23 protein-coding genes are annotated in these 19,925 nt (G+C 65.4%); 8 read left to right on the forward strand and 15 right to left on the reverse strand.

The annotated features are described in order from the left end of the window. Positions 1–55: 55 nt before the first annotated feature. The 3 genes from ACQY9S_RS07750 to yaaA all read right to left on the reverse strand — a co-directional run bounded on the left by ACQY9S_RS07750 (position 56) and on the right by yaaA (position 2,033). Positions 56–250, reverse strand: a complete 195-nt coding sequence (locus ACQY9S_RS07750) for a hypothetical protein (RefSeq protein WP_428424518.1) — start codon at positions 248–250, stop codon at positions 56–58. A gap of 121 nt (positions 251–371) precedes the next feature. Further along, positions 372–1,232: a 2OG-Fe(II) oxygenase gene (locus ACQY9S_RS07755; protein ID WP_428424520.1), complete on the reverse strand. Its 861-nt coding sequence runs from the start codon at positions 1,230–1,232 to the stop codon at positions 372–374. A 27-nt stretch (positions 1,233–1,259) separates the two neighbouring features. After that, positions 1,260–2,033 carry a peroxide stress protein YaaA gene (gene yaaA / locus ACQY9S_RS07760; protein ID WP_428424522.1) on the reverse strand — a complete coding sequence of 258 codons (774 nt, stop codon included), beginning with the start codon at positions 2,031–2,033 and terminating at the stop codon, positions 1,260–1,262. Between the two features lie 73 nt (positions 2,034–2,106). Between yaaA and ACQY9S_RS07765 the strand changes: the two genes are divergently transcribed. Then, the gene (locus tag ACQY9S_RS07765; protein WP_428424524.1) at positions 2,107–2,517 is read left to right on the forward strand and encodes a YchJ family protein; all 411 of its coding nucleotides are present in this window, start codon (positions 2,107–2,109) and stop codon (positions 2,515–2,517) included. Positions 2,518–2,529: 12 nt separating this feature from the next. Here ACQY9S_RS07765 and ahpF read toward each other — a convergent pair whose 3' ends face one another. From ahpF to ACQY9S_RS07790, 5 genes are all read right to left on the reverse strand, one after another. Beyond that, positions 2,530–4,101, reverse strand: coding sequence for an alkyl hydroperoxide reductase subunit F (gene ahpF, locus ACQY9S_RS07770; RefSeq protein WP_428424526.1), 1,572 nt, complete (start codon positions 4,099–4,101; stop codon positions 2,530–2,532). A gap of 154 nt (positions 4,102–4,255) precedes the next feature. After that, positions 4,256–4,819 (reverse strand): alkyl hydroperoxide reductase subunit C, encoded by a 564-nt coding sequence (gene ahpC, locus ACQY9S_RS07775; protein WP_428424528.1) that lies wholly within the window; start codon positions 4,817–4,819, stop codon positions 4,256–4,258. A gap of 170 nt (positions 4,820–4,989) precedes the next feature. Beyond that, a complete protein-coding gene (locus tag ACQY9S_RS07780) occupies positions 4,990–5,571 on the reverse strand; it encodes a DUF3501 family protein (RefSeq protein WP_428424530.1) in 582 nt (193 codons plus the stop codon). Positions 5,572–5,594: 23 nt separating this feature from the next. Continuing rightward, positions 5,595–6,944, reverse strand: coding sequence for a heterodisulfide reductase-related iron-sulfur binding cluster (locus tag ACQY9S_RS07785; protein ID WP_428424531.1), 1,350 nt, complete (start codon positions 6,942–6,944; stop codon positions 5,595–5,597). 164 nt (positions 6,945–7,108) lie between these two features. Further along, positions 7,109–7,528: a rubrerythrin family protein gene (locus tag ACQY9S_RS07790; protein ID WP_428424533.1), complete on the reverse strand. Its 420-nt coding sequence runs from the start codon at positions 7,526–7,528 to the stop codon at positions 7,109–7,111. Positions 7,529–7,768: 240 nt separating this feature from the next. Here ACQY9S_RS07790 and ACQY9S_RS07795 point away from each other — a divergent pair, with 240 nt between their 5' ends. Then, entirely contained in the window at positions 7,769–8,542 is a 774-nt protein-coding gene (locus tag ACQY9S_RS07795) for an IclR family transcriptional regulator (RefSeq protein ID WP_428424535.1), read from the forward strand. Between the two features lie 48 nt (positions 8,543–8,590). Here the strand turns inward: ACQY9S_RS07795 and pbpG are convergent, their stop codons facing one another. From pbpG to ACQY9S_RS07825, 6 genes are all read right to left on the reverse strand, one after another. Next, on the reverse strand, positions 8,591–9,571 hold the full coding sequence (pbpG, locus tag ACQY9S_RS07800; protein WP_428425634.1) for a D-alanyl-D-alanine endopeptidase: 981 nt from the start codon (positions 9,569–9,571) through the stop codon (positions 8,591–8,593). Between the two features lie 162 nt (positions 9,572–9,733). Next, a complete protein-coding gene (locus ACQY9S_RS07805; protein ID WP_428424537.1) occupies positions 9,734–11,275 on the reverse strand; it encodes a 2-isopropylmalate synthase in 1,542 nt (513 codons plus the stop codon). A gap of 213 nt (positions 11,276–11,488) precedes the next feature. Next, positions 11,489–12,334, reverse strand: a complete 846-nt coding sequence (gene pssA / locus ACQY9S_RS07810; protein WP_428425636.1) for a CDP-diacylglycerol--serine O-phosphatidyltransferase — start codon at positions 12,332–12,334, stop codon at positions 11,489–11,491. Positions 12,335–12,469: 135 nt separating this feature from the next. Next, positions 12,470–13,486 (reverse strand): ketol-acid reductoisomerase, encoded by a 1,017-nt coding sequence (ilvC, locus tag ACQY9S_RS07815; protein ID WP_129451737.1) that lies wholly within the window; start codon positions 13,484–13,486, stop codon positions 12,470–12,472. Positions 13,487–13,524: 38 nt separating this feature from the next. Beyond that, the gene (ilvN, locus tag ACQY9S_RS07820) at positions 13,525–14,016 is read right to left on the reverse strand and encodes an acetolactate synthase small subunit (RefSeq protein ID WP_011829697.1); all 492 of its coding nucleotides are present in this window, start codon (positions 14,014–14,016) and stop codon (positions 13,525–13,527) included. A gap of 171 nt (positions 14,017–14,187) precedes the next feature. Continuing rightward, positions 14,188–15,963 carry an acetolactate synthase 3 catalytic subunit gene (locus tag ACQY9S_RS07825; protein WP_428424540.1) on the reverse strand — a complete coding sequence of 592 codons (1,776 nt, stop codon included), beginning with the start codon at positions 15,961–15,963 and terminating at the stop codon, positions 14,188–14,190. Between the two features lie 246 nt (positions 15,964–16,209). On the opposite strand from ACQY9S_RS07825, the gene ACQY9S_RS07830 reads away from it, so the two are divergent. The 6 genes from ACQY9S_RS07830 to ACQY9S_RS07855 are packed head-to-tail and all read left to right on the forward strand — an operon-like array spanning position 16,210 to position 19,548. Continuing rightward, a complete protein-coding gene (locus ACQY9S_RS07830; protein ID WP_428424542.1) occupies positions 16,210–16,776 on the forward strand; it encodes an RNA polymerase sigma factor in 567 nt (188 codons plus the stop codon). Next, positions 16,773–17,225, forward strand: a complete 453-nt coding sequence (locus ACQY9S_RS07835) for a DUF3619 family protein (protein ID WP_428424544.1) — start codon at positions 16,773–16,775, stop codon at positions 17,223–17,225. The genes ACQY9S_RS07830 and ACQY9S_RS07835 overlap by 4 nt, the downstream gene beginning before the upstream one ends. Before the next feature lie 11 nt (positions 17,226–17,236). After that, on the forward strand, positions 17,237–17,977 hold the full coding sequence (locus tag ACQY9S_RS07840; protein WP_428424546.1) for a DUF3106 domain-containing protein: 741 nt from the start codon (positions 17,237–17,239) through the stop codon (positions 17,975–17,977). 3 nt (positions 17,978–17,980) lie between these two features. After that, positions 17,981–18,526, forward strand: coding sequence for an RDD family protein (locus ACQY9S_RS07845; protein WP_428424548.1), 546 nt, complete (start codon positions 17,981–17,983; stop codon positions 18,524–18,526). Between the two features lie 45 nt (positions 18,527–18,571). After that, a complete protein-coding gene (locus ACQY9S_RS07850) occupies positions 18,572–18,952 on the forward strand; it encodes a diacylglycerol kinase (RefSeq protein WP_428424550.1) in 381 nt (126 codons plus the stop codon). Between the two features lie 8 nt (positions 18,953–18,960). Continuing rightward, positions 18,961–19,548 (forward strand): TIGR00730 family Rossman fold protein, encoded by a 588-nt coding sequence (locus tag ACQY9S_RS07855; RefSeq protein ID WP_428424552.1) that lies wholly within the window; start codon positions 18,961–18,963, stop codon positions 19,546–19,548. A 16-nt stretch (positions 19,549–19,564) separates the two neighbouring features. Here ACQY9S_RS07855 and ACQY9S_RS07860 read toward each other — a convergent pair whose 3' ends face one another. After that, the gene (locus ACQY9S_RS07860) at positions 19,565–19,903 is read right to left on the reverse strand and encodes a P-II family nitrogen regulator (RefSeq protein WP_428424554.1); all 339 of its coding nucleotides are present in this window, start codon (positions 19,901–19,903) and stop codon (positions 19,565–19,567) included. Positions 19,904–19,925 lie beyond the last annotated feature (22 nt).

Genomic DNA, 19,925 nt, shown 5'->3' on the forward strand with positions numbered 1-19,925 from the left:
GGGGCAAGCCGGGTCGTCAACGCAAGGGGCCCATGGGGCCCCTTCTCGCTGTGGCTCAGACGGCCGGCTTGGCGGCTGCCTTCTTGGACTTCTTCTTCGAGGTCTTCTTCACGACCGCCTTCTTCTCCGCCTTGACCGGGGCCGAGGCCGACGTGGCCGCAGGGGCAGCCGCAGCCGCGGGGGCAGCAGCCTGGGCCTGGGCACCGAGGACGAACAGGGAAGCGACGAGACCAGCGATCAGCTTGTTCATGCAGTAACTCCTCAAAGGGTGAATGAGCAACGGGCTCCTTGACACAACGGCCGCCCCGGCCGATTCGGTGACATCGCCCACCGGCATTCAGGTCTGTGTCAACCTTGCCGAGAACTTGCCATCAGTCGAAGCGGCCCACGCGAAGCCACTTGGTCGCGACCCATTTCTCGCCTTCGAGCACCGGCGCTCCGCCGTGCAGGCTGCGCGTCGACGGGTGCGGCCGGTCGTAGCTGAAGAACACGGCATGCCCCTTGAGAGGCCTGATCTCGAGGCCGACGTCCGGAAACGTCGTGCCGCCGCCGCGCAAGGGCGTGTTGAGGTAGGTCACGACCGTCGCCACACGCTGGCCGCCCCGCTTGAGGACGGTGGGCGTGCCCGGTTGCTCCGGGTCGAAATAGTCGTAGTGGGGCTTGTACTCGGCACCCGGGCGATAGTGCAGGACCTGCAGCCCTTCGCCGTTCTCGACCGGCCAGTTCAGCAGCGCCGCGATGCGGGCCTCGAAGCGCGCACACACCGCATGCTCGCCCCGCGTGAAGAACATGCCGTCGCTGGTGCGGGCCTCATTGACCTCGCTGGCGCCGGTGGTGGTGTCGACGGTGTGCGAGCGCGCCAGCCGCGCACCGGCGAGCGACACGATCTCGTCGCATTCGTCATCCGACAGCAAGCCCGCGAACACGACCACCCTGGGGTCGCGCAGGGCCATCACGACCCGAACCTCGCGATCATGTGCCCAAAGGGTCGCCGGCGCCCCGTTCAACGCGGGCTCGGGCACGCGGTTGGCTGACGGCAGGGCCTGCTGCCGCGCATGGGCCTCGACGATATCCCTGAGCACCGTTTCGAGCACCTCGATCGCTGCGTCTTCTTCCCAGCCGCTGGCCTTCATCGATTCCAGCAGCACCTGCGGACTGTGCCCGGCACGAGCCTGCTCCGCGATCCACTCGCGCACAGCCGGGGTGATGTGGTGAGACGCGGCGGCACTCATCGGGCGATCGATTGCGCGGCAATGGCGTCAGGGCAGGCGGCGCCGGAAAACGAGCCGATCGGGCTCGCTCGCACAAGCGTCGAAAGCATAGCCTTCGAGGTCGAAGCCGGCCAGCGCCCTGGGTGTGCGCGCGCGTCGCTGCGCGGCGTAGCGAACCATCAGGCCGCGTGCCCGCTTGGCATGGAAGCTGATGATCTTGTAGGCGCCGCCCTTCCAGTCCTGGAACACGCAGTGCACGACGCGGGCCTTCAGCGCCCGGCGGTCGACGGCCTTGAAGTATTCCTCCGACGCGAGGTTCACCACGACGGGCGTGCGCTCGTCGGCGAGCCGCTCGTTCAGGTGCGCAGCGATGCGCGGCCCCCAGTAGGCGTAGAGGTCCTTGCCCTGCGGGTTGGCAAGCCGCGTGCCCATCTCGAGCCGGTAGGGCTGCATGCGGTCCAGCGGCCGCAGCACGCCGTACAGGCCGCTCAGGATCGCCACGTTTTCTTGCACCCAGGTGACCTGTCCGGCACTCAACCGGGACGCGGCCAGTCCTTCGTAGACATCGCCGTTGAAGGCGAACAAGGCCGGCTTGCTGTTCGCCGCGGTGCTGCGCGGGCTCCAGGCCGCGTAGCGGGCGACGTTGAGCGCGGCGAGCGCCGCGCTCAGATCCATCAGCTCGGCGACCCCGCGCTGATCGTGGCGGCGCAGCAGGCCGATCAGCTCCTCGGCATGGGTCGAAAAATGCGGCAGGCCGGCGTCGGACACCGGCGCCGCGCTGTCGTAGTCCAGCGACTTGGCGGGGGAAAGAAGGAACAGCATGGTGGGAGCAGATCGGCGAAGCGCGAAGGGTAGCAGCGCCCTGCGACGGCGAACCGGGTTAGGCTCTGCCGCCATGCCTGCGCCGACCCTCCGTGCCGAACCATCGCCCTGCCCTTGCGGCGGCGGCACCTATGCCCGCTGCTGTGGCCGCTACATCGACACGCCGCTCGCGGCCCCGGACGCACCGGCGCTGATGCGCTCGCGCTACAGCGCCTTCGTGCTCGACCGCCGCGATCACCTGCTGGCCACCTGGCATGCATCGACGCGGCCGGCCGCGATCGAGCCACCCGCGCCTGGCCTGCGCTGGCTCGGCCTGGAGGTGCGCCGACACCGCGACACCGGCCCCGATGCGGCGGAGGTCGAGTTCGTCGCGCGCAGCAAGCTGGCGGGCCGCGCCCACCGCCTGCACGAGCGCAGTCGCTTCATCCGCGAAGCCGGCCGCTGGTTCTATGTCGATGGCAACCTCGATCCGGCCTCGGGCTGAGGCCCTGCCCGCTCAGGCCACCGCAGGGGCCGACGAGCGGATCAGGTGGTCGAAGGCGCTGAGTGCCGCCTTGGAGCCCTCGCCCAGCGCGATGACGATCTGCTTGTAGGGCACGGTCGTCACGTCGCCGGCGGCGAACACCCCCGGCACGGAGGTCTGCCCACGGGCGTCGACGACCACCTCGCCATGCTTCGACAACTCGACCGTGCCCTTGATCCAGTCGGTGTTGGGCAGCAGGCCGATCTGCACGAACACGCCTTCGAGCGCCAGCTCGTGCATCTCGCCGGACGCGCGGTCCTTGTAGCTGAGGCCATTGACCTTGTGGCCGTCGCCGTTCACCTCGGTGGTTTGCGCCTGGAGGATGACCTTCACGTTGGGCAGGCTGTGCAACTTGCGCTGCAGCACCGCGTCGGCGCGCAGTTCGCCGGCGAACTCGAGCAGCGTGACGTGGGCCACCACGCCGGCCAGGTCGATCGCCGCCTCGACGCCGGAGTTGCCGCCGCCGATCACGGCGACGCGCTTGCCCTTGAACAGCGGGCCGTCGCAGTGCGGGCAGTAGGTCACCCCCTTCGTGCGGTACTGCTGTTCGCCCGGCACGTTCATGTCGCGCCAGCGCGCACCGGTGGCGATGATCACGGTGCTCGCCTTCAGCGTCGCACCACCGGCGAAGCGCACTTCGGTCAGCTCGCCCGGCTTGCCGGGAATCAGCGCCTCGGCACGCTGCAGGTTCATGATGTCCACGTCGTACGCCTTGACGTGCTCTTCCAGCGCGGCCGCAAACTTCGGGCCGTCGGTCTCCTTGACCGAGACGAAGTTCTCGATCGCCAGCGTGTCCAGCACCTGGCCGCCGAAACGCTCGGCCGCGATACCGGTGCGGATGCCCTTGCGGGCCGCATAGATCGCCGCCGCCGCGCCGGCCGGGCCGCCGCCGACGATCAGCACGTCGTAGGCTGCCTTGGCGCTGAGCTTCGCGGCCTCGCGCTGCGGCGCGCCGGTGTCGATCTTGCCGAGAATCTCTTCCAAACCCATGCGGCCCTGGCCGAAGGCCTTGCCGTTGAGGAAGATCGTGGGCACCGCCATCACCTGGCGCTGCTCGACCTCGCCCTGGAACAGCGCGCCGTCGATCGCCACGTGACGGATGTTCGGGTTCAGCACCGCCATCAGATTGAGCGCTTGGACCACGTCCGGGCAGTTCTGGCAGCTCAACGAGAAGAAGGTCTCGAAGTGGTATTCGCCCTGGAGGTTGCGAACCTGCTCGATCATCTCGGCTGCCGCCTTCGACGGGTGTCCGCCGACCTGCAGCAGCGCCAGCACCAGCGACGTGAATTCATGTCCCATCGGCAGGCCGGCGAAACGCAGGCTGATGTTGCCGCCCGGGCGATTCAGGGAGAACGAGGGTTTGCGCTCGGCGTCGTCACGGCGCACGACGAGCGTGATGCGGGTCGACAGTTCGGCGATGTCGCCCAGCAGCGCCAGCAGTTCCTTCGACTTCTCGCCGTCGTCGACGGACGCGACGATCTCGATCGGCTGCTTGACCTTCTCGAGATAGGTCTTCAACTGGTTCTTGAGGGCGGCGTCCAACATGGTGGCTTGTGTCCTTTGACGTTCTCGGGATGCGTCATCCCTGCGCCCGGGCCTCGTAGGCCCGAGCGCGTGATCCGCCGCCCCGGACGAGGCGGCGACGGAGAGTTCTACGGACCCGCTTCGATTGGAAGGGGCCTGCGGGAGACTCGTTCGATCAGATCTTGCCGACGAGGTCCAGCGAGGGCTTCAGCGTCTCGGCACCCTCGGTCCACTTGGCCGGGCACACTTCGCCGGGGTGGGCTGCGACGTACTGCGCGGCCTTGACCTTGCGCAGCAGCTCGGAGGCATCACGGCCGATGCCGTTGTCGTGCACTTCGATGATCTTGATCTTGCCTTGCGGATCGATCACGAAGGTGCCGCGGTAAGCCAGGCCTTCCTCCTCGATCAGCACCTCGAAGTTGCGCGCCAACGTGGCCGTCGGGTCACCGATCAGCGGGTACTTGACCTTGGCGATGGTGTCCGAGCTGTCGTGCCAGGCCTTGTGGGCGAAGTGCGTGTCGGTGGAGATGCCGTAGACCTCGACGCCCAGCTTCTGGAATTCGGCGTAGTGGTCGGCCAGGTCTCCCAGTTCGGTTGGGCACACGAAGGTGAAGTCGGCCGGGTAGAACACGAACACGGACCACTTGCCTTTCAGGTTCTCGTTGCTGACCGGCACGAACTTGCCGTTGTGATAGGCGGTGGCCTGGAAGGGCTTGACTTCGGTGTTGATGAGAGACATCGGTGCTTCCTTATCGGTGGGGGTTGAGTGAAACCACACCGAAATGGTAATGCGACCCTCTTATCCAGTTTATTTATTGACTAAATCAAGGGCATCCAAAATTGCTATCAAGTCACTGGTACAAGCCCCAGCCACCCAAGGGCAGCCGGAGCAGTGCCCCGGCGGGCAGGTCAGTGCAGGTCACCAGCCAGGCTGGCCAAGGTCTCCGGCGCGATGGCCACGTGGGCGGGGTAGTTTCGGTGGTCGCAGCCGAGCTTGACCGCAGCGCCGGCCCGTATCGCATCGACCATCGCGCGCGTGAACTCGAACCGCAGGAAGTGCACTGCCGATGTCTTCTCGTCGTTCTCGCGGTCCAGGTCTTCGTCGGCGATCGCGTAGACGCGCGGCAGGCCTTCCGGCTCGACGAACATGCGGTCCTCGATGCCGATCAAGCGCGCCAGCTCCCGCTTGCGTTCATGCACGTCGGGGTACTCGATCAGCATCGTCGCCTTCCAGTTGCTGCCATCGGGAATCAGCGGCGCATAGGCGTCGATCTCCGCCTGGACGCCCTCCTGGTCGAAGATCTTCTCGATGTGCAGCATCTCCTGGATCTGCCGGCGGATCGTGCGCTCGTCCTCGAACTGAACGCCGAGGTGTTCGCCGAGCCGCACCGTGCGCAGGCGGCGGTGTGCGATCAGCTCCGGCTTGTCGGTCTTGCGAACCTTGGCATAGGCCTCGAGGCTCATGAGGCTGTCACGTGCGATGGTGGTCATGTCGGCATCCTCGTTGTGCGGGATCACAGCCCATACGCGAAGCGCACCAGGCTGAGCGGGTGCGCCAGTTTGGCGGCCGGCAGATCGTTGACGCGCATGCCTTGCTCGATGTGGTGCCCTGCAAGTTGGCAGTCGGAGCTGATGAAGTCGGGCCCGTCCTTGCCCATGCTCCTGAAGACCGGCTTGCCGATCTTCATCGCGATCGGGTGGAAGAGTGTCTTGACGCCGTAGGTGCCCGCGTGGCCCGAACAGCGCTCGACGGTGTTGAGCTGCACGGTCACCTTCTGTCCGATGAGCTTGAACATCTCTTCCGTCTTCTTGCCGATGTTCTGAACACGGCCGTGACAGGGGATGTGGTAGCTGACCTTGCCGAGCTGCTGCTTGAAGTCGGTCTTCAGCAGACCGTCCTTGTGCCGAGCGATGAAGTACTCGAAGGGGTCGAACATCGCCTCCTTCACCCGTTGCGTGTCGGTGCACTCGGGGAACATCAGCGGGAGTTCCTGCTTGAACATCAGCGTGCAGCTCGGGATCGCACTGAGGATCGCGTAGCCCTCCTTCGCGTATTTCGCAAGCACGGGCATGTTCGCCGCCTTGTGGGCGGCCACGGCATCGAGGTCGCCGAGTTCGAGCTTGGGCATGCCGCAGCATTTCTCCTTCTCGACCAGCACGTACGGGATGTCGTTGTGCTCGAGCAGCCGGATCAGGTCATGGCCGATGCCGGGCTCGTTGTAATTCACATAGCAGGTCGAGAAGATGGCCACCTTGCCCGGTGTGCGCTCCCCGTTCGTGACGACCGTCGCGCTGCCCTGCTTCCTGGCGGACCAGCGGAAGCGACTGCTCGCGAGTTCCGGCAGCCAGGCATCGGGGTGCACGTGCAAGCCCGAATCGAGCAGCCTGCGCATCGGCTTCGTCCTGTTCAGCGCGTTGACCCCCTGGACCACCACCGGGATGCCGGCGAACTGACCGTGCACATCGGTCGACGCGAGGAGCTTTTCGCCCACCCCGACGCCCCCGCTCTTGAACTTGATTGCCTTGGCACGCAGCATCGTGTGTGGGAAATCCAGATTCCAAGGATGGGGCGGCACGTAGGGGCACTTGGTCATGTAGCAGAGGTCGCACAGATAGCACTGGTCGACGACCTTCCTGTAATCCTGCTTGGCGACGCCGTGCACCTCACCGTCGTCGGTGGCATCGACCAGATCGAACAAGGACGGGAATGCGTGGCACAGGCTCACGCAACGTCGACAGCCGTGGCAGATGTCGAAGACGCGCTCCAGCTCCTGCTCGCAGGCTGCCTCGTCGTAGTACGAGGGACTCGTCCAGTCGATCGCATGCCGGGTGGGGGCTTCGAGATTGCCCTCTCGTGTGCTCATCCGGAGTCCTCCCGTGGACGGTGGCTTTGCAGATCAGGCCCGGCTGCCTGCTGCCTTGCGGGGCAGCACAAGGCGAACGAGGAGTCCGGGCCCCTCGTTCAAGACGCCGTCGCGCGGCCGCGCGAGGCGCAGCGCACAGGCCGCCGCGGCCACAGTCGAGGCACTCAATCCACCAGTGCGTCGAGCGCCTTCTGGTAGCGGTTCGCGTGCGAGCGCTCGGCCTTGGCCAGGGTCTCGAACCAGTCTGCGACCTCGTCGAATCCCTCGTCACGCGCCTGCTTGGCCATGCCCGGGTACATGTCGGTGTACTCGTGCGTCTCGCCCGCCACGGCGGCCATCAGGTTCTGACGGCTCGATCCGATTGGCAGACCCGTTGCCGGATCGCCGACCGCCTCCAGAAACTCGAGATGGCCATGCGCATGACCCGTCTCCCCTTCGGCCGTCGAGCGAAAGAGCGCGGCCACGTCGTTCTGGCCTTCAACGTCGGCCTTGCTGGCGAAGTAAAGATAGCGACGGTTCGCTTGAGATTCCCCGGCGAATGCGTCCTTCAGATTTTTCTCGGTCTTGGAGCCCTTCAGTTGCATGTCGATCTCCTTGTGATGCGAATGCGAATTGACCTCACGGAGCGCTGACCGCTCAGTGCAACTCGACGGTAGTGGAGTCGGGCTGCAGCGTCCAATAGGGTGCCTTTATCCAGCAAATTGTTCGGGTTTACGTGGGGCCGTGAACGTTCTGGCGCTTTCACGTCCGCCGTCGGCGGAGGTCGCCGTGGCCCCACCTCCGGGCGGTTCAAGAATTCGCCACGCTGAGCGACAATCCACGCTATGAAACGCAACGATGTGCAGGTACCGACCATCCAAGTGATGGAGCGCATGTTTTCGCTGATCAATGTGCTGGCGGCACACCATGACCCGGTGTCACTGAAGCACATCAGCGAGCAAACCGGGCTGCACCCCTCAACGGCGCACCGCATCCTCAACGACTTGGCGATCGGACGCTTCGTCGATCGGCCGGAGGCAGGCAGTTATCGTCTGGGCATGCGCCTGCTCGAACTCGGCAATCTCGTCAAGGCGAGGCTGGACGTGCGCGAAGCAGCATTGGCGCCCATGCGCGAACTGCACAAGCTCACCCACCAGCCGGTGAATCTTTCGATGCGCCAAGGCGACGAGATCGTCTACATCGAACGCACCTACAGCGAACGATCGGGCATGCAGGTGGTGCGCGCCGTCGGCGGCCGGGCGCCGCTGCACTTGACGTCCGTTGGCAAGCTGTTCCTTGCACACGACGATGCCCAGCGGGTACGTGCCTATGCCACGCGCACCGGTCTGGCCGGGCACACCCGCAACAGCATCACCGAACTGCCGGCGCTCGAACGAGAACTGGCCAAGGTCTTGCAGTACGGCAGTGCACGCGACAACGAGGAGTTGGAGTTGGGTGTTCGCTGCATGGCCGCCGGCATCTTCGATGACCAGGGCACGTTGATCGCAGGCCTGTCGATCTCGGCACCGGCCGATCGCCTGGAGGAGAGCTGGATGGACCGCGTGAAGGCGACGGCGGCCCAGATTTCAGCCGCCCTCGGCCACAACGGCAAGACCTGAATGCGCGCGCGGCCCCTGTGTTCTGGAGCCGCGCCCGCAGCAGACTCGTCAGGAGGTGGTTTTGACGCCTTCGGCCCTTGGCGCTTCAGGCACCAAGACTGCCGGCGGCGGGCTGGCTTCGATCCAGTGCCGCACGCGCTCCGCGTCGCCAAGGCGTGAGTATTTGCCGGCGGAATCGAGGAAGACCATGATCAGCTTGCGGCCCGCCAGTTGGGCTTGCATGACAAGGCAGCGGCCGGCTTCAGCGATGTAGCCCGTCTTCTGCAGGCCAATGTCCCAGGCCGGGTTGCGCACCAGGCCGTTGGTGTTGCGGTATTGCAGCGTGCGGCGCCCGACAGCGACGCTGTACTCCTGCGAGGTGGACAGTTCACGAATCAGCGGATGCTGGTACGCCGCACCAACCAGGGCAGCCAGATCACGCGCACTCGATTGATTGCGGCTCGACAAGCCGGTCGGCTCGACGTAGCGCGTGTCGGTCATGCCGAGCAGGCTGGCCCTCGCATTCATCGCCGACACGAAGGCCGGCAAGCCGCCCGGATAGTGCCGGCCCAGGGCATGCGCAGCGCGGTTTTCCGACGACATCAAGGCCAGATGCAGCATCTCGCCGCGTGTCAGCTGAGTGCCGACCGCCAGCCGCGAGCCGCTGCCCTTCTCGGTGTCGACATCATCCTGGGTGATGGTGAGCACCTCGTCGAGCGACTGTCCCGCTTCGACAACGACCACCGACGTCATCAGCTTCGTCAGCGACGCGATGGGCAACACGGCCTGTGAATTCTTGTTCAGGAGCACTTCATGCGTGTCCTGGTCCATGACGAGGGCAACGCTGGAGCGCAGATCGAGCGGGTCGTCGGTGGCGCGCAAGCCACTGAGTTCGCCAAAGGACGGCCGCGCCACCACGGTGCGCACCGAGTTCCGCCTGGTCGAGCAAACACTCTTCGCTTTGACCTTGGCTTGGGTCTTGGTACTGGCCTTGGACGTACTTCGTTTGGAGGCCGCGTCGGCACCCGTGCTCAAACCGAAGGCACACATGGCAAATACCGCCAACACAGCCACACGCCAACGAAACACAGGCAACAAATTCAACACGGGCACCCCCTCCGACTCGCGTCAGAGTTTAGGATAAAGGAAAAAAGCACACAAGATCAAAAACTTACGCGCCCTTCCTCCATTCCACGTGAAGAATGCCTCCCGTTACCCCTGGGCGGCAACGCGCTCGTTCTTGCTGTGCAGCTTGTTCAAGGCTGACAGGTAGGCCTTGGCGGACGCCACCACGATGTCCGGGTCGGCACCCACGCCGTTGACCACTCGCCCGCCGTACTGCAGCCGCACTGTCACCTCGCCCTGTGATTCTGTGCTGCCGGACGTGATGGCATTGACCGAATAGAGCAGCATTTCAGCGCCGCTTTGCAGCTTCGACTCGATGGCCTTGAGACTCGCATCGACCGGACCGTTGCCCTCGCTCTCGGCGTGGTACTCGCTCTCGCCGACGGCGAAGACAACCTTCGCGTGCGGGCGCTCTCCGGTGGCCGACTGCTGCTCCAGCGACAGCAAGCGATAGGTTTCGTGTTCATGGGTCACGCTCTCGTCGCTGACGAGGGCGATGATGTCCTCGTCGAAGATGTCGCTCTTGCGATCGGCGAGATCCTTGAAGCGCGCGAAAGCCGCGTTGATATCAGTCTCCGATTCGAGCTCGATGCCGAGCTCTTGCAGCCGCTGCTTGAACGCGTTGCGCCCGCTCAACTTGCCGAGCACGATCTTGTTGGCGCTCCAACCCACATCCTCGGCACGCATGATCTCGTAGGTGTCGCGCGCCTTCAGGACCCCGTCTTGGTGGATGCCGGAGGCGTGTGCGAAGGCGTTGGCACCGACAACGGCCTTGTTCGGTTGGACGATGAAGCCGGTTGTCTGCGAAACGAGTCGCGAGGCCGGCACGATCTGCGTGGTGTCGATGCCCACGTCGAGACCGAAGTAGTCACGCCGTGTGCGCACTGCCATCACGACCTCTTCGAGCGAGCAGTTGCCGGCGCGCTCCCCCAGACCATTGATCGTGCATTCGACCTGGCGTGCGCCGCCGATCTTGACACCCGCGAGCGAGTTCGCCACCGCCATGCCGAGATCGTTGTGGCAGTGCACCGACCAGATGGCCTTGTCGGCGTTCGGCACGCGCTCACGCAGCATCTTGATGAAGCTCCCGTAGAGCTCGGGAATCCCGTAGCCGACGGTATCGGGCACATTGATCGTGGTCGCTCCTTCGGCGATCACCGCTTCGATCACGCGGCACAGGAAGTCCGGGTCGGACCGGTAGCCGTCTTCTGGCGAGAACTCGACGTCCGCGCAAAGGTTGCGGGCGAAACGGATCGACAGTCTCGCCTGCTCCAGCACTTGCTCACGCGTCATGCGCAGCTTCTTCTCCATGTGCAGTTCGCTGGTCGCGATGAAGGTGTGAATGCGAGAGCGCGCCGCACCTTCGAGCGCTTCGGCGGCACGAGCGATGTCGCGGTCGTTGGCACGCGCCAGTGAGCAAACCACCGATTCCTTGACCACGTCGGCGATCGCCTTGACGGCCTCGAAATCGCCGTTGCTCGACGCCGCGAATCCCGCTTCGATCACGTCGACCCGCAACCGCTCGAGCTGGCGTGCGATGCGCAGCTTCTCGTCCTTGGTCATCGAGGCGCCGGGCGATTGCTCGCCGTCGCGCAAGGTGGTGTCGAAGATGATGAGCTTGTCGGCCATGGAGGTCTCCAGCGAAAGGTGCGAAATGACGGGACAAAACAAAACAGCCCGCGGGCAGGAAGCGCGCGGGCCGGAGATGCAGAAACGAACAAAGACGTATGCAATCAGCGCGCGCCGGGCACTCCTAGCAGTAGCAGCAGCGAAAGGCGGGCGCGAAACATCATGAGTTCAATATAGCACGTCACAGACCGTGGCAACTCAGGGCTGCGGCCGTCAGCGATGCAGGCCCTCTTCATCGGGCTCATGGGTCGAGGTCGCGATGACGCTGACCGGCTTGCCTTTCATCCTGCGCCACACATAGACCGCGTAGCCGGAGAAGCCATAGCAGACGAACAGGCTGAACAGCACCAGCGGCGGGTGCAGGTTGATCACCGCGATGAAGAGTGCGATCGCGACGATCACGATGAATGGCACCGTGCGCTTGAAGCTCACGTCCTTGAAGCTGTAAAAGGGCACGTTGGTGACCATGGTCAAGCCTGCATACAGCGTGAACGCGAAGGCTATCCACGACAGCCAGTCGATGCTGCCAACCTCCTTGAAGCCCGCGTCGTCCATCAGCCAGATGAACCCGACCACCAGAGCGGCGGCCGCAGGGCTCGGCAATCCTTGGAAGAAGCGTTTGTCGACAACGCCGATGTTCGTGTTGAAGCGCGCGAGCCGCAGCGCAGCACCGGCGCAGTACACGAAGGCGGCGACCCAGCCGAGCTTGCCCAGCCCGCGCAGCGCCCATTCATAGACGATCAGAGCCGGGGCGGCACCGAACGACACCATGTCGGACAGACTGTCCATCTGCTCGCCAAAGGCGCTTTGCGTGTTCGTCATGCGTGCGACGCGACCGTCCAGGCTGTCGAGCACCATCGCGCAGAACACCCCGATCGCTGCCTGCTCGAAGCGATCGTTCATGGCCATCACGATCGCGTAGAAACCTCCGAACAGCGCTGCCAGCGTGAAGAGATTGGGCAAGATGTAGATGCCTTTGCGGCGCGGGCGACGCGGCACATCGTCGTCGACATCGTCGAAAGCCTCCGGCAGCTTCGGATCCTGCGTACCGTCATGCATGCTCATGCCCACCGACCTTGCGAGGCCGTTGCGCCGTGAATATCTTTCATGGGCGCGAGGATACCGCAGGGGACCGAAGGCAAGAGGCCGCGAACCTTGCGGTGTCGCGGCCTCGATGCAGACAGCAAACCGAGATCAGTTGCGGCTCTTGTCCACCAGTTTGTTGGCCTTGATCCACGGCATCATGGCGCGCAACTTCTCGCCCACCACCTCAATGTCGTGCTCCGCGGTCAGGCGGCGACGCGACAGCAGCGTGGGCGCACCGGCGCGGTTCTCCAGGATGAAGCTCTTGGCGTACTCGCCGGTCTGGATGTCCTTCAGGCACTGGCGCATCGCCGCCTTGGTGTCCTCGGTCACGACCTTCGGCCCGGTCACGTACTCGCCGTATTCGGCGTTGTTCGAGATCGAGTAGTTCATGTTGGCGATGCCGCCTTCGTAGATCAGGTCGACGATCAGCTTGAGCTCGTGCAGGCACTCGAAGTAGGCCATCTCGGGCGCGTAGCCGGCCTCCACCAGCGTCTCGAAACCGGCCTTGATCAGCTCGACGGTCCCGCCGCACAGCACGGCCTGCTCGCCGAACAGGTCGGTCTCGGTCTCTTCGCGGAAGTTGGTCTCGATGATGCCGGCCTTGCCACCGCCGTTCGCCGCGGCGTAGCTCAGCGCCAGGTCGCGCGCCTTGCCGGTCTTGTCGGCATGCACCGCGATCAGGTGCGGCACGCCGCCACCCTGGGTGTAGGTGTTGCGCACCGTGTGGCCCGGAGCCTTCGGCGCGACCATCCAGACGTCGAGGTCCTCGCGCGGCACGACCTGGCCGTAGTGCACGTTGAAGCCATGCGCGAAGGCCAGCGACGCGCCCTGCTTGATGTTCGGCGCGACCTCGGCGTTGTAGACCGCCGCGATCTGCTCGTCGGGCAGCAGGATCATCACGACGTCGGCGCTCTTGACTGCCTCGGCGACCTCGGCCACTTTCAGGCCGGCTTTCTCGACCTTGTTCCACGAAGCCCCGCCGCGGCGCAGGCCAACCGTCACCTTGACACCACTGTCATTGAGGTTCTGTGCATGGGCATGGCCTTGTGAGCCGTAGCCGATGATCGCCACGCTCTTGCCCTTGATCAGGCTCAGGTCGGCGTCCTTGTCGTAATAGACCTTCATGGGTTCTCTCCTGTCGAAATTCAGTGATGGGGCGGGATTCAGACGCGCAGGATGCGCTCGCCGCGACCGATCCCGCTGGTGCCGGTGCGCACGGTTTCGAGAATCGCGGTGCGGTCCACCGCTTCGATGAATGCATCCAGCTTGGGCGCGTCGCCGGTCAATTCGATCGTGTAGGTCTTCTCGGTGACGTCGACGATGCGGCCCCGGAAGATGTCGGCCATGCGCTTCATCTCGTCGCGCTCCTTGCCGACGGCGCGCACCTTGATGAGCATCAGTTCGCGCTCGGTGTACTGCCCTTCGGTGAGGTCGACGACCTTGACGACTTCGATCAGGCGATTGAGGTGCTTGGTGATCTGCTCGATCACGTCCTCGCTGCCGGTCGTGGTGATGGTCATGCGCGACAGCGAGGGGTCCTCGGTGGCCGCGACGGTCAGGCTCTCGATGTTGTAGCCGCGCGCAGAGAACAGCGCGACGACGCGGGACAGGGCGCCCGGCTCGTTCTCGAGCAACAGGGCAATGATGTGTTTCATGGTTGGATCGTCCTTCGCGCTCTTCAGAACGGCGGCGGTAACCGCAGCCCCTTGGCCACGCGCTTCGATGAAATGAGAAAGTGTGGTTCTTCGACCTCGGCGGCTGCACTCGCCGCGCTCCTGGCGAGGGGCCGGCAAGCCCCTGCCCTCGCGCCGTTCGTGCCGCCGCCGCTACAGGTCTTCGGAGCCCAGCAGCATTTCGGAGATGCCCTTGCCGGCCTGCACCATCGGCCAGACGTTCTCGGTCGGGTCGGTGCGCACGTCGAGGAAGACGGTGCGGTCCTTGAGCCGTATCGCTTCGCGCAGCGCGGGTTCGACCTCGCTGGGCTTCTCGATCTTCAGGCCGACGTGACCGTAGGCCTCGGCCAGCTTCACGAAGTCAGGCAGCGCCTCCATGTAGCTGTGGGAGTAGCGGCCGCCGTAGTCGATCTCCTGCCACTGCCGCACCATGCCCAGGTAGCGGTTGTTCAGCGAGATCACCTTGACCGGTGTCTTGTACTGCAGGCAAGTGGAAAGCTCCTGGATGCACATCTGGATCGATCCTTCGCCGGTGATGCAGAACACGTCCGACTCCGGCTTGGCGAGCTTGATGCCCATCGCATACGGCAGACCCACACCCATGGTGCCCAGCCCCCCGGAATTGATCCAGCGCCGCGGCTCGTCGAACCGGTAGTACTGCGCGGCCCACATCTGGTGCTGACCGACATCGGACGTGATGTAGGTATCGCGATCACGGGTCAGCTCCCACAGCTTCTCCACGACGTACTGTGGCTTGATGACCTCGTCGGAGTTCTTGTACTTCAGGCACTCGCGGCCACGCCATTCGGCGATCTGCTTCCACCATGCCGACAGGGCCTGCGCATCCGGCCGGGTCTGTGCATCCTTGATCTGCGAGATCAGCTCCTGCAGCACATCCTTCACGTCACCGACGATCGGGATGTCGACCTTGACGCGCTTGGAGATGCTCGACGGGTCGATGTCGATGTGCACGATCTTGCGCTCCACCGACGCGAAGTGCTTCGGGTTGCCGATCACGCGGTCGTCGAAGCGCGCACCGACCGCCAGCAGAACGTCGCAGTTCTGCATTGTCATGTTCGCTTCGTAGGTGCCGTGCATGCCCAGCATGCCCAGGAAGCGCGGGTCGGTCGACGGGAAAGCGCCCAGACCCATCAGCGTGTTGGTGCACGGGTAGCCGAGCAGGTCGACCAGCTGGCGCAGCTGCGCCGACGCATTGCCGAGGATCACGCCGCCGCCGGTGTAGATGTAAGGGCGCTTGGCCTGCAGCAGCAACTGCACTGCCTTGCGGATCTGGCCACTGTGCCCCTTCTTCGCCGGGCTGTACGAACGCATCTCGACGGTCGCCGGGTAGTGGAACGGCGCGGTCTTCAATGACACGTCCTTCGGCACGTCCACCACCACCGGCCCGGGCCGCCCGGTGCGGGCGATGTGAAAGGCCTTCTTCATCGTGAGCGCCAGCTCGCGCACGTCCTTCACCAGGAAGTTGTGCTTGACGATCGGGCGGGTGATGCCGACGGTGTCGCACTCCTGGAAGGCGTCGAGGCCGATCGCCGGCGTCGGAACCTGCCCGGTGATGATCACCATCGGGATCGAGTCCATGTAGGCGGTGGCGATGCCGGTGATGGCATTCGTCACGCCCGGACCCGAGGTGACCAGCGCGACGCCGACATCGCCGGTGGCACGCGCATAGCCGTCGGCTGCGTGAATGGCCGCCTGCTCATGGCGTACCAGCACGTGCTCGATCGTGTCCTGCTTGTACAGCGCATCGTAGATGTACAGCACGGCACCGCCGGGGTAGCCCCAAAGGTACTTGACGCCTTCGGCCTGCAGGCAGCGAACGAGGATTTCCGAGCCGTTCGGCTCGGCAGCTTGAGAGGGGTGCGGCAGGGCCGTTGCGGCCCGCTTGATTTCCGCGGCAGACATGTCCATTTCGAACCTTTGTGAATTTCTCTGACGAAAAACCATCGGTGTCCCTCTTCACACCCTGGTGGGGTGGATGTGGGACCTGCGCGGTCTGGCAAAGCCACCCGGGTCGGATGGTGTTGAAGACCAATGAGCGTTTTGCGAGGCAACATTATGACATCGGCGCAGCACCATCGCGGCGCGAGCTGCCACTTCGAGGTGCAGTGACATAATCCGCGGCCTCTCCAAAGCCACGGTCTCAGGCCGCGCCTCTTGGCCTCCGACAAAGAACTCAGCGATTTCCTCAAGAGCGTCGAAAAACGCGCCTTCAAGCGCGCTGTTTACGCCGTTCGCGATGACGACGCGGCCCTCGACATCGTGCAGGACTCGATGATCCGTCTGGCCGAGAAGTACGCTGATCGGCCGCCGGCCGAACTGCCGCTGCTGTTCCAGCGGATCCTGTCGAACGCGACCATGGACTGGTTCCGGCGGCAGAAGGTGCGCAACGCCGTCGTGCGCAATTTCTCGGATTTCGAGCCCGCCCATGCCGACGGCGACTTCGATCTCCTGGAAACCCTGGCGGCGGCCGGCGGGTCCACGACCGTCGAAACGGCAGCCGACAGCGTGTCGCGGGCCCAGATCCTGCTCGCTATCGAGACCGAAGTGGCCCGGCTGCCGGGGCGTCAACGAGAGGCCTTCCTGCTGCGTTACTGGGAGGAGCTCGATGTCGCCGAGACCGCTCAATCGATGGGTTGCTCGGAAGGCAGCGTCAAGACCCACTGCTCCCGGGCGGTGCACAGCTTGGCACAGGCCTTGAGGGCCAAAGGAGTGCTGCCATGAACAATTCGAATACCGATCCAGGTTCTGCCCGACCCGAGCGTCAGTTTCTCGAAGACCGCTACGCGTTGCGGATCGCCGCAGCGCTCAGCACTCACGCCGACGAGTTGCCCCGCGACGTGACGGAGCGCTTGCGTTTCGCCCGCGAGCAGGCGCTGGAGCGCGCGCGCCGGCTGGCGACACGCACGGCGCCAGCCGCAACGCGGCTCGGTGGCAACGTGCTGGCCTGGGGTGGCGAGCCGGGCTGGGGCTGGCGGCTCGCCACCCTGGCGCCCTTGATCGCCTTGGTGGCGGGGCTGGTATTGATCCAGATTCAGCACGACGACGACCAGATCTCCGCAGCTGCCGAGGTCGATGCCGCCCTGCTGGCCGATGACTTGCCGCCCGATGCTTACACCGATGCAGGTTTCGCCGAGTTCCTGCGCTCGCCCAACACACCCGGTGGTTACTGAGGACGGGTGACTTGACGTCGTCGCGCTCGCTCCCCGCCCTTTCGCTTGGCGCCAGGCAGATCACCGGGCTGGTGCTGTGCGCCCTTCTGGTGCTGGTGTCGCCGCTCGTGGGGGCGGCCGGCCCGAACGGTGGCGGCGGACCGGCGTGGAATTCCCTCGGCGCTGCGCAGCGCCAGGCGCTGGCGCCTCTCGAACGGGACTGGTCCGCGATCGATCCGGTGCGCAAGCAGAAGTGGCTGGAGCTGGCCTCGCGCTTCGATCGCATGTCGCCCGACGAGCGCAGCCGGGTGCAGCAACGGATGTCCGACTGGGTCCGCCTCAGTGCCAAGCAACGCACCGAGGCGCGAATGAACTTCCAGGGCGCCAAGGACTTGAGCCCGCAGGAGCGTCAGGCCCGCTGGCAGGCCTACCAGTCGCTGCCCGAAGACCAGCGGCGCAGCCTTGCGGCCCGCGCCAAGAGCAGTGCCGTCAAAGGCAACACGCGAGCGGCAGCTCCGTCCGCCGAGACCAAGATCAACACGGTCCCCAACCCTCTGCTGGAAGCGCGCAAACCCCGTGCCGTGACCCCAGGCCTGACGCAGGCAAACCCGGGCGCCACGACCAACCTGATGTCGACCCGGCCGACGCCGCCGCTGCACCAGCAGACGGGCTTGCCGAAGGTCGCCGCCACGCCGGAGTTCGTCGACTCCACGACCCTGCTGCCGCAGCGCGGCCCGCAGGGCGCCGCGACCGAACCACGCCGCAAACCCTGAAACGTGCCCGCTCTTTCGGCACAACCCGGCATCGAGGCCCCGGGCACGAACACCCCCGGCCTGCGGCGGCGGCTCGCCTGCTTCCTGTACGAAGGGGTCCTGTTGTTCGGCGTGGTGTTCTTCTGCGCGCTCGTCTACTCCGTTCTCACCGATCAGCGCAACGCGATGGTCGGCCGGCACGGCATGCTGCTGACCGCCTTCGTGCTGGCACCCGGCATCTACTTCGTCTGGTACTGGTCTCAAACCGGCCAGACGCTGCCGATGCAAACCTGGCAGATCCAGCTGCAGACAACCGACGGCCAGCGGCTGACGCGCGGCCGCGCGCTGCTGCGCTACGTCGCCGCCTGGGTGTGGTTCCTGCCCGCGCTCGCGTTCGCTTGGCTGGCCGGCTGGCATGACAGCGGCACCCGGCTGGCGGCCGCGCTGTGCACGGGCATCGTGCTCTACGCACTGTCGTCGAGACTGCACCCCCGGCGCCAGTTCTGGCACGACGCGCTGTGCGGCACCCGACTCGTCGACACCCGGGCCATCCCGAAGCGCCGTGCCTGAGGCGCTTCGCGGTGCTGCCATCGGCCGCAGTTACCATCGCGCGCCATGAGCAACCCCTACAAAGGCCGCACCGGCCTGGACCGCGTGATCCGCGCCGCCGGCTACTCGATGGACGGGCTGCAGATCGCCTACCGCGGCGAGAGCGCCTTCCGGCAGGAAGTCTGGGCGGCGGTGGCGCTGCTGCCGGCGGCATTCTGGCTCGGGGGCAGCTGGATCGAGGTGTCGCTGCTGGTCGGCTCGGTGCTGCTCGTGCTGATCGTGGAGTTGCTCAATTCCGGCATCGAGGCCGCGATCGACCGGGTCAGCTACGAATTGCACGACCTGTCCAAGCGCGCCAAGGACCTGGCCAGTGCCGCGGTGCTGCTGTCGCTGCTGCTGTGCGGCGGCATCTGGGTGGCCGCGCTCTGGCATCGCTTCGGCGTCTGAGGCTCCAGGTGGCAGCCCCCTTCGCGCTCTGCGTCTACTGCGGCTCGCGCACCGGCGAGGCCCCGGCCCACGCGCGAGCCGCACAAGCCGTTGGCCGACAGGTCGCCGAGCGTGGCTGGCAGCTGGTCTACGGCGGCGGCAATGTGGGCCTCATGGGCATCGTTGCGGATGCGGCCCTGGCCGGCGGCGCACCGGTGGTCGGCGTGATCCCGCGCTCGCTGATGGAGCGTGAGGTCGGTCACCAGGGACTGACCTCGCTGCACGTCGTCGAAACCATGCACCAGCGCAAACAGATGATGGCCGAACACGCCGATGCCTTCCTGGCCCTACCGGGCGGCATCGGCACCTTCGAGGAACTGTTCGAGGTGTGGACGTGGCGCCAGCTCGGCTACCACGATCAACCCATTGGCCTGCTCAACGTCGGCGGCTATTACGACGCGCTGATCGCGTTCATGCAGGAGACGGTGGCCGCGGGTTTCGTGTCGGAAGGCACGCGCGCCGTGCTGGAGGTCGAAGCCGACCCGACCGTGCTGCTCGATCGGCTCGCGAGTCAGGCGCGCCTGGCCCGCGGGCGAGACGACTACAGCCGCACCTGACGTTCCGGCCCGCCACTCAGACGGCGGCTTCGTCCGTCTCGCCGGTGCGGATGCGAACGACCTGCTCGACCGAAGAGACGAAGATCTTGCCGTCACCGATCTTGCCGGTCTTGGCCGCCTTGACGATCGCTTCGAGGCAACGATCGACGTCGGCATCCTTCACCACGACTTCGACCTTGACCTTGGGCAGGAAGTCCACGACGTACTCCGCACCGCGGTACAGCTCGGTGTGCCCCTTCTGCCGGCCGAAGCCCTTGACCTCGGTGACCGTCAGGCCCGACACGCCGACCTCGGCCAGCGCCTCGCGCACTTCCTCGAGCTTGAAGGGCTTGATGACGGCGGTGATCTGTTTCATGGCGCGCTCCGGTGGATGATGA

It is taken from the genome of Methylibium sp. (assembly GCF_965279545.1).
Lineage (GTDB): Bacteria > Pseudomonadota > Gammaproteobacteria > Burkholderiales > Burkholderiaceae_C > Methylibium.

Excerpts from the sequence above, each read along its gene's own strand:
- ACQY9S_RS07805 (WP_428424537.1), bottom strand. The coding sequence starts at position 11,275 with ATGGCCGACAAGCTCATCATCTTCGACACCACCTTGCGCGACGGCGAG.
- ACQY9S_RS07795 (WP_428424535.1), top strand. The coding sequence starts at position 7,769 with ATGAAACGCAACGATGTGCAGGTACCGACCATCCAAGTGATGGAGCGC.
- pssA (WP_428425636.1), bottom strand. The coding sequence starts at position 12,334 with ATGCATGACGGTACGCAGGATCCGAAGCTGCCGGAGGCTTTCGACGAT.
- ahpC (WP_428424528.1), bottom strand. The coding sequence starts at position 4,819 with ATGTCTCTCATCAACACCGAAGTCAAGCCCTTCCAGGCCACCGCCTAT.
- ahpF (WP_428424526.1), bottom strand. The coding sequence starts at position 4,101 with ATGTTGGACGCCGCCCTCAAGAACCAGTTGAAGACCTATCTCGAGAAG.
- ACQY9S_RS07850 (WP_428424550.1), top strand. The coding sequence starts at position 18,572 with ATGAGCAACCCCTACAAAGGCCGCACCGGCCTGGACCGCGTGATCCGC.
- ACQY9S_RS07750 (WP_428424518.1), bottom strand. The coding sequence starts at position 250 with ATGAACAAGCTGATCGCTGGTCTCGTCGCTTCCCTGTTCGTCCTCGGT.
- ilvC (WP_129451737.1), bottom strand. The coding sequence starts at position 13,486 with ATGAAGGTCTATTACGACAAGGACGCCGACCTGAGCCTGATCAAGGGC.
- ACQY9S_RS07790 (WP_428424533.1), bottom strand. The coding sequence starts at position 7,528 with ATGCAACTGAAGGGCTCCAAGACCGAGAAAAATCTGAAGGACGCATTC.
- pbpG (WP_428425634.1), bottom strand. The coding sequence starts at position 9,571 with ATGTGTGCCTTCGGTTTGAGCACGGGTGCCGACGCGGCCTCCAAACGA.
- ACQY9S_RS07765 (WP_428424524.1), top strand. The coding sequence starts at position 2,107 with ATGCCTGCGCCGACCCTCCGTGCCGAACCATCGCCCTGCCCTTGCGGC.
- ACQY9S_RS07785 (WP_428424531.1), bottom strand. The coding sequence starts at position 6,944 with ATGAGCACACGAGAGGGCAATCTCGAAGCCCCCACCCGGCATGCGATC.
- ACQY9S_RS07860 (WP_428424554.1), bottom strand. The coding sequence starts at position 19,903 with ATGAAACAGATCACCGCCGTCATCAAGCCCTTCAAGCTCGAGGAAGTG.
- ACQY9S_RS07755 (WP_428424520.1), bottom strand. The coding sequence starts at position 1,232 with ATGAGTGCCGCCGCGTCTCACCACATCACCCCGGCTGTGCGCGAGTGG.
- ACQY9S_RS07780 (WP_428424530.1), bottom strand. The coding sequence starts at position 5,571 with ATGACCACCATCGCACGTGACAGCCTCATGAGCCTCGAGGCCTATGCC.
- ACQY9S_RS07835 (WP_428424544.1), top strand. The coding sequence starts at position 16,773 with ATGAACAATTCGAATACCGATCCAGGTTCTGCCCGACCCGAGCGTCAG.
- yaaA (WP_428424522.1), bottom strand. The coding sequence starts at position 2,033 with ATGCTGTTCCTTCTTTCCCCCGCCAAGTCGCTGGACTACGACAGCGCG.
- ACQY9S_RS07825 (WP_428424540.1), bottom strand. The coding sequence starts at position 15,963 with ATGGACATGTCTGCCGCGGAAATCAAGCGGGCCGCAACGGCCCTGCCG.
- ilvN (WP_011829697.1), bottom strand. The coding sequence starts at position 14,016 with ATGAAACACATCATTGCCCTGTTGCTCGAGAACGAGCCGGGCGCCCTG.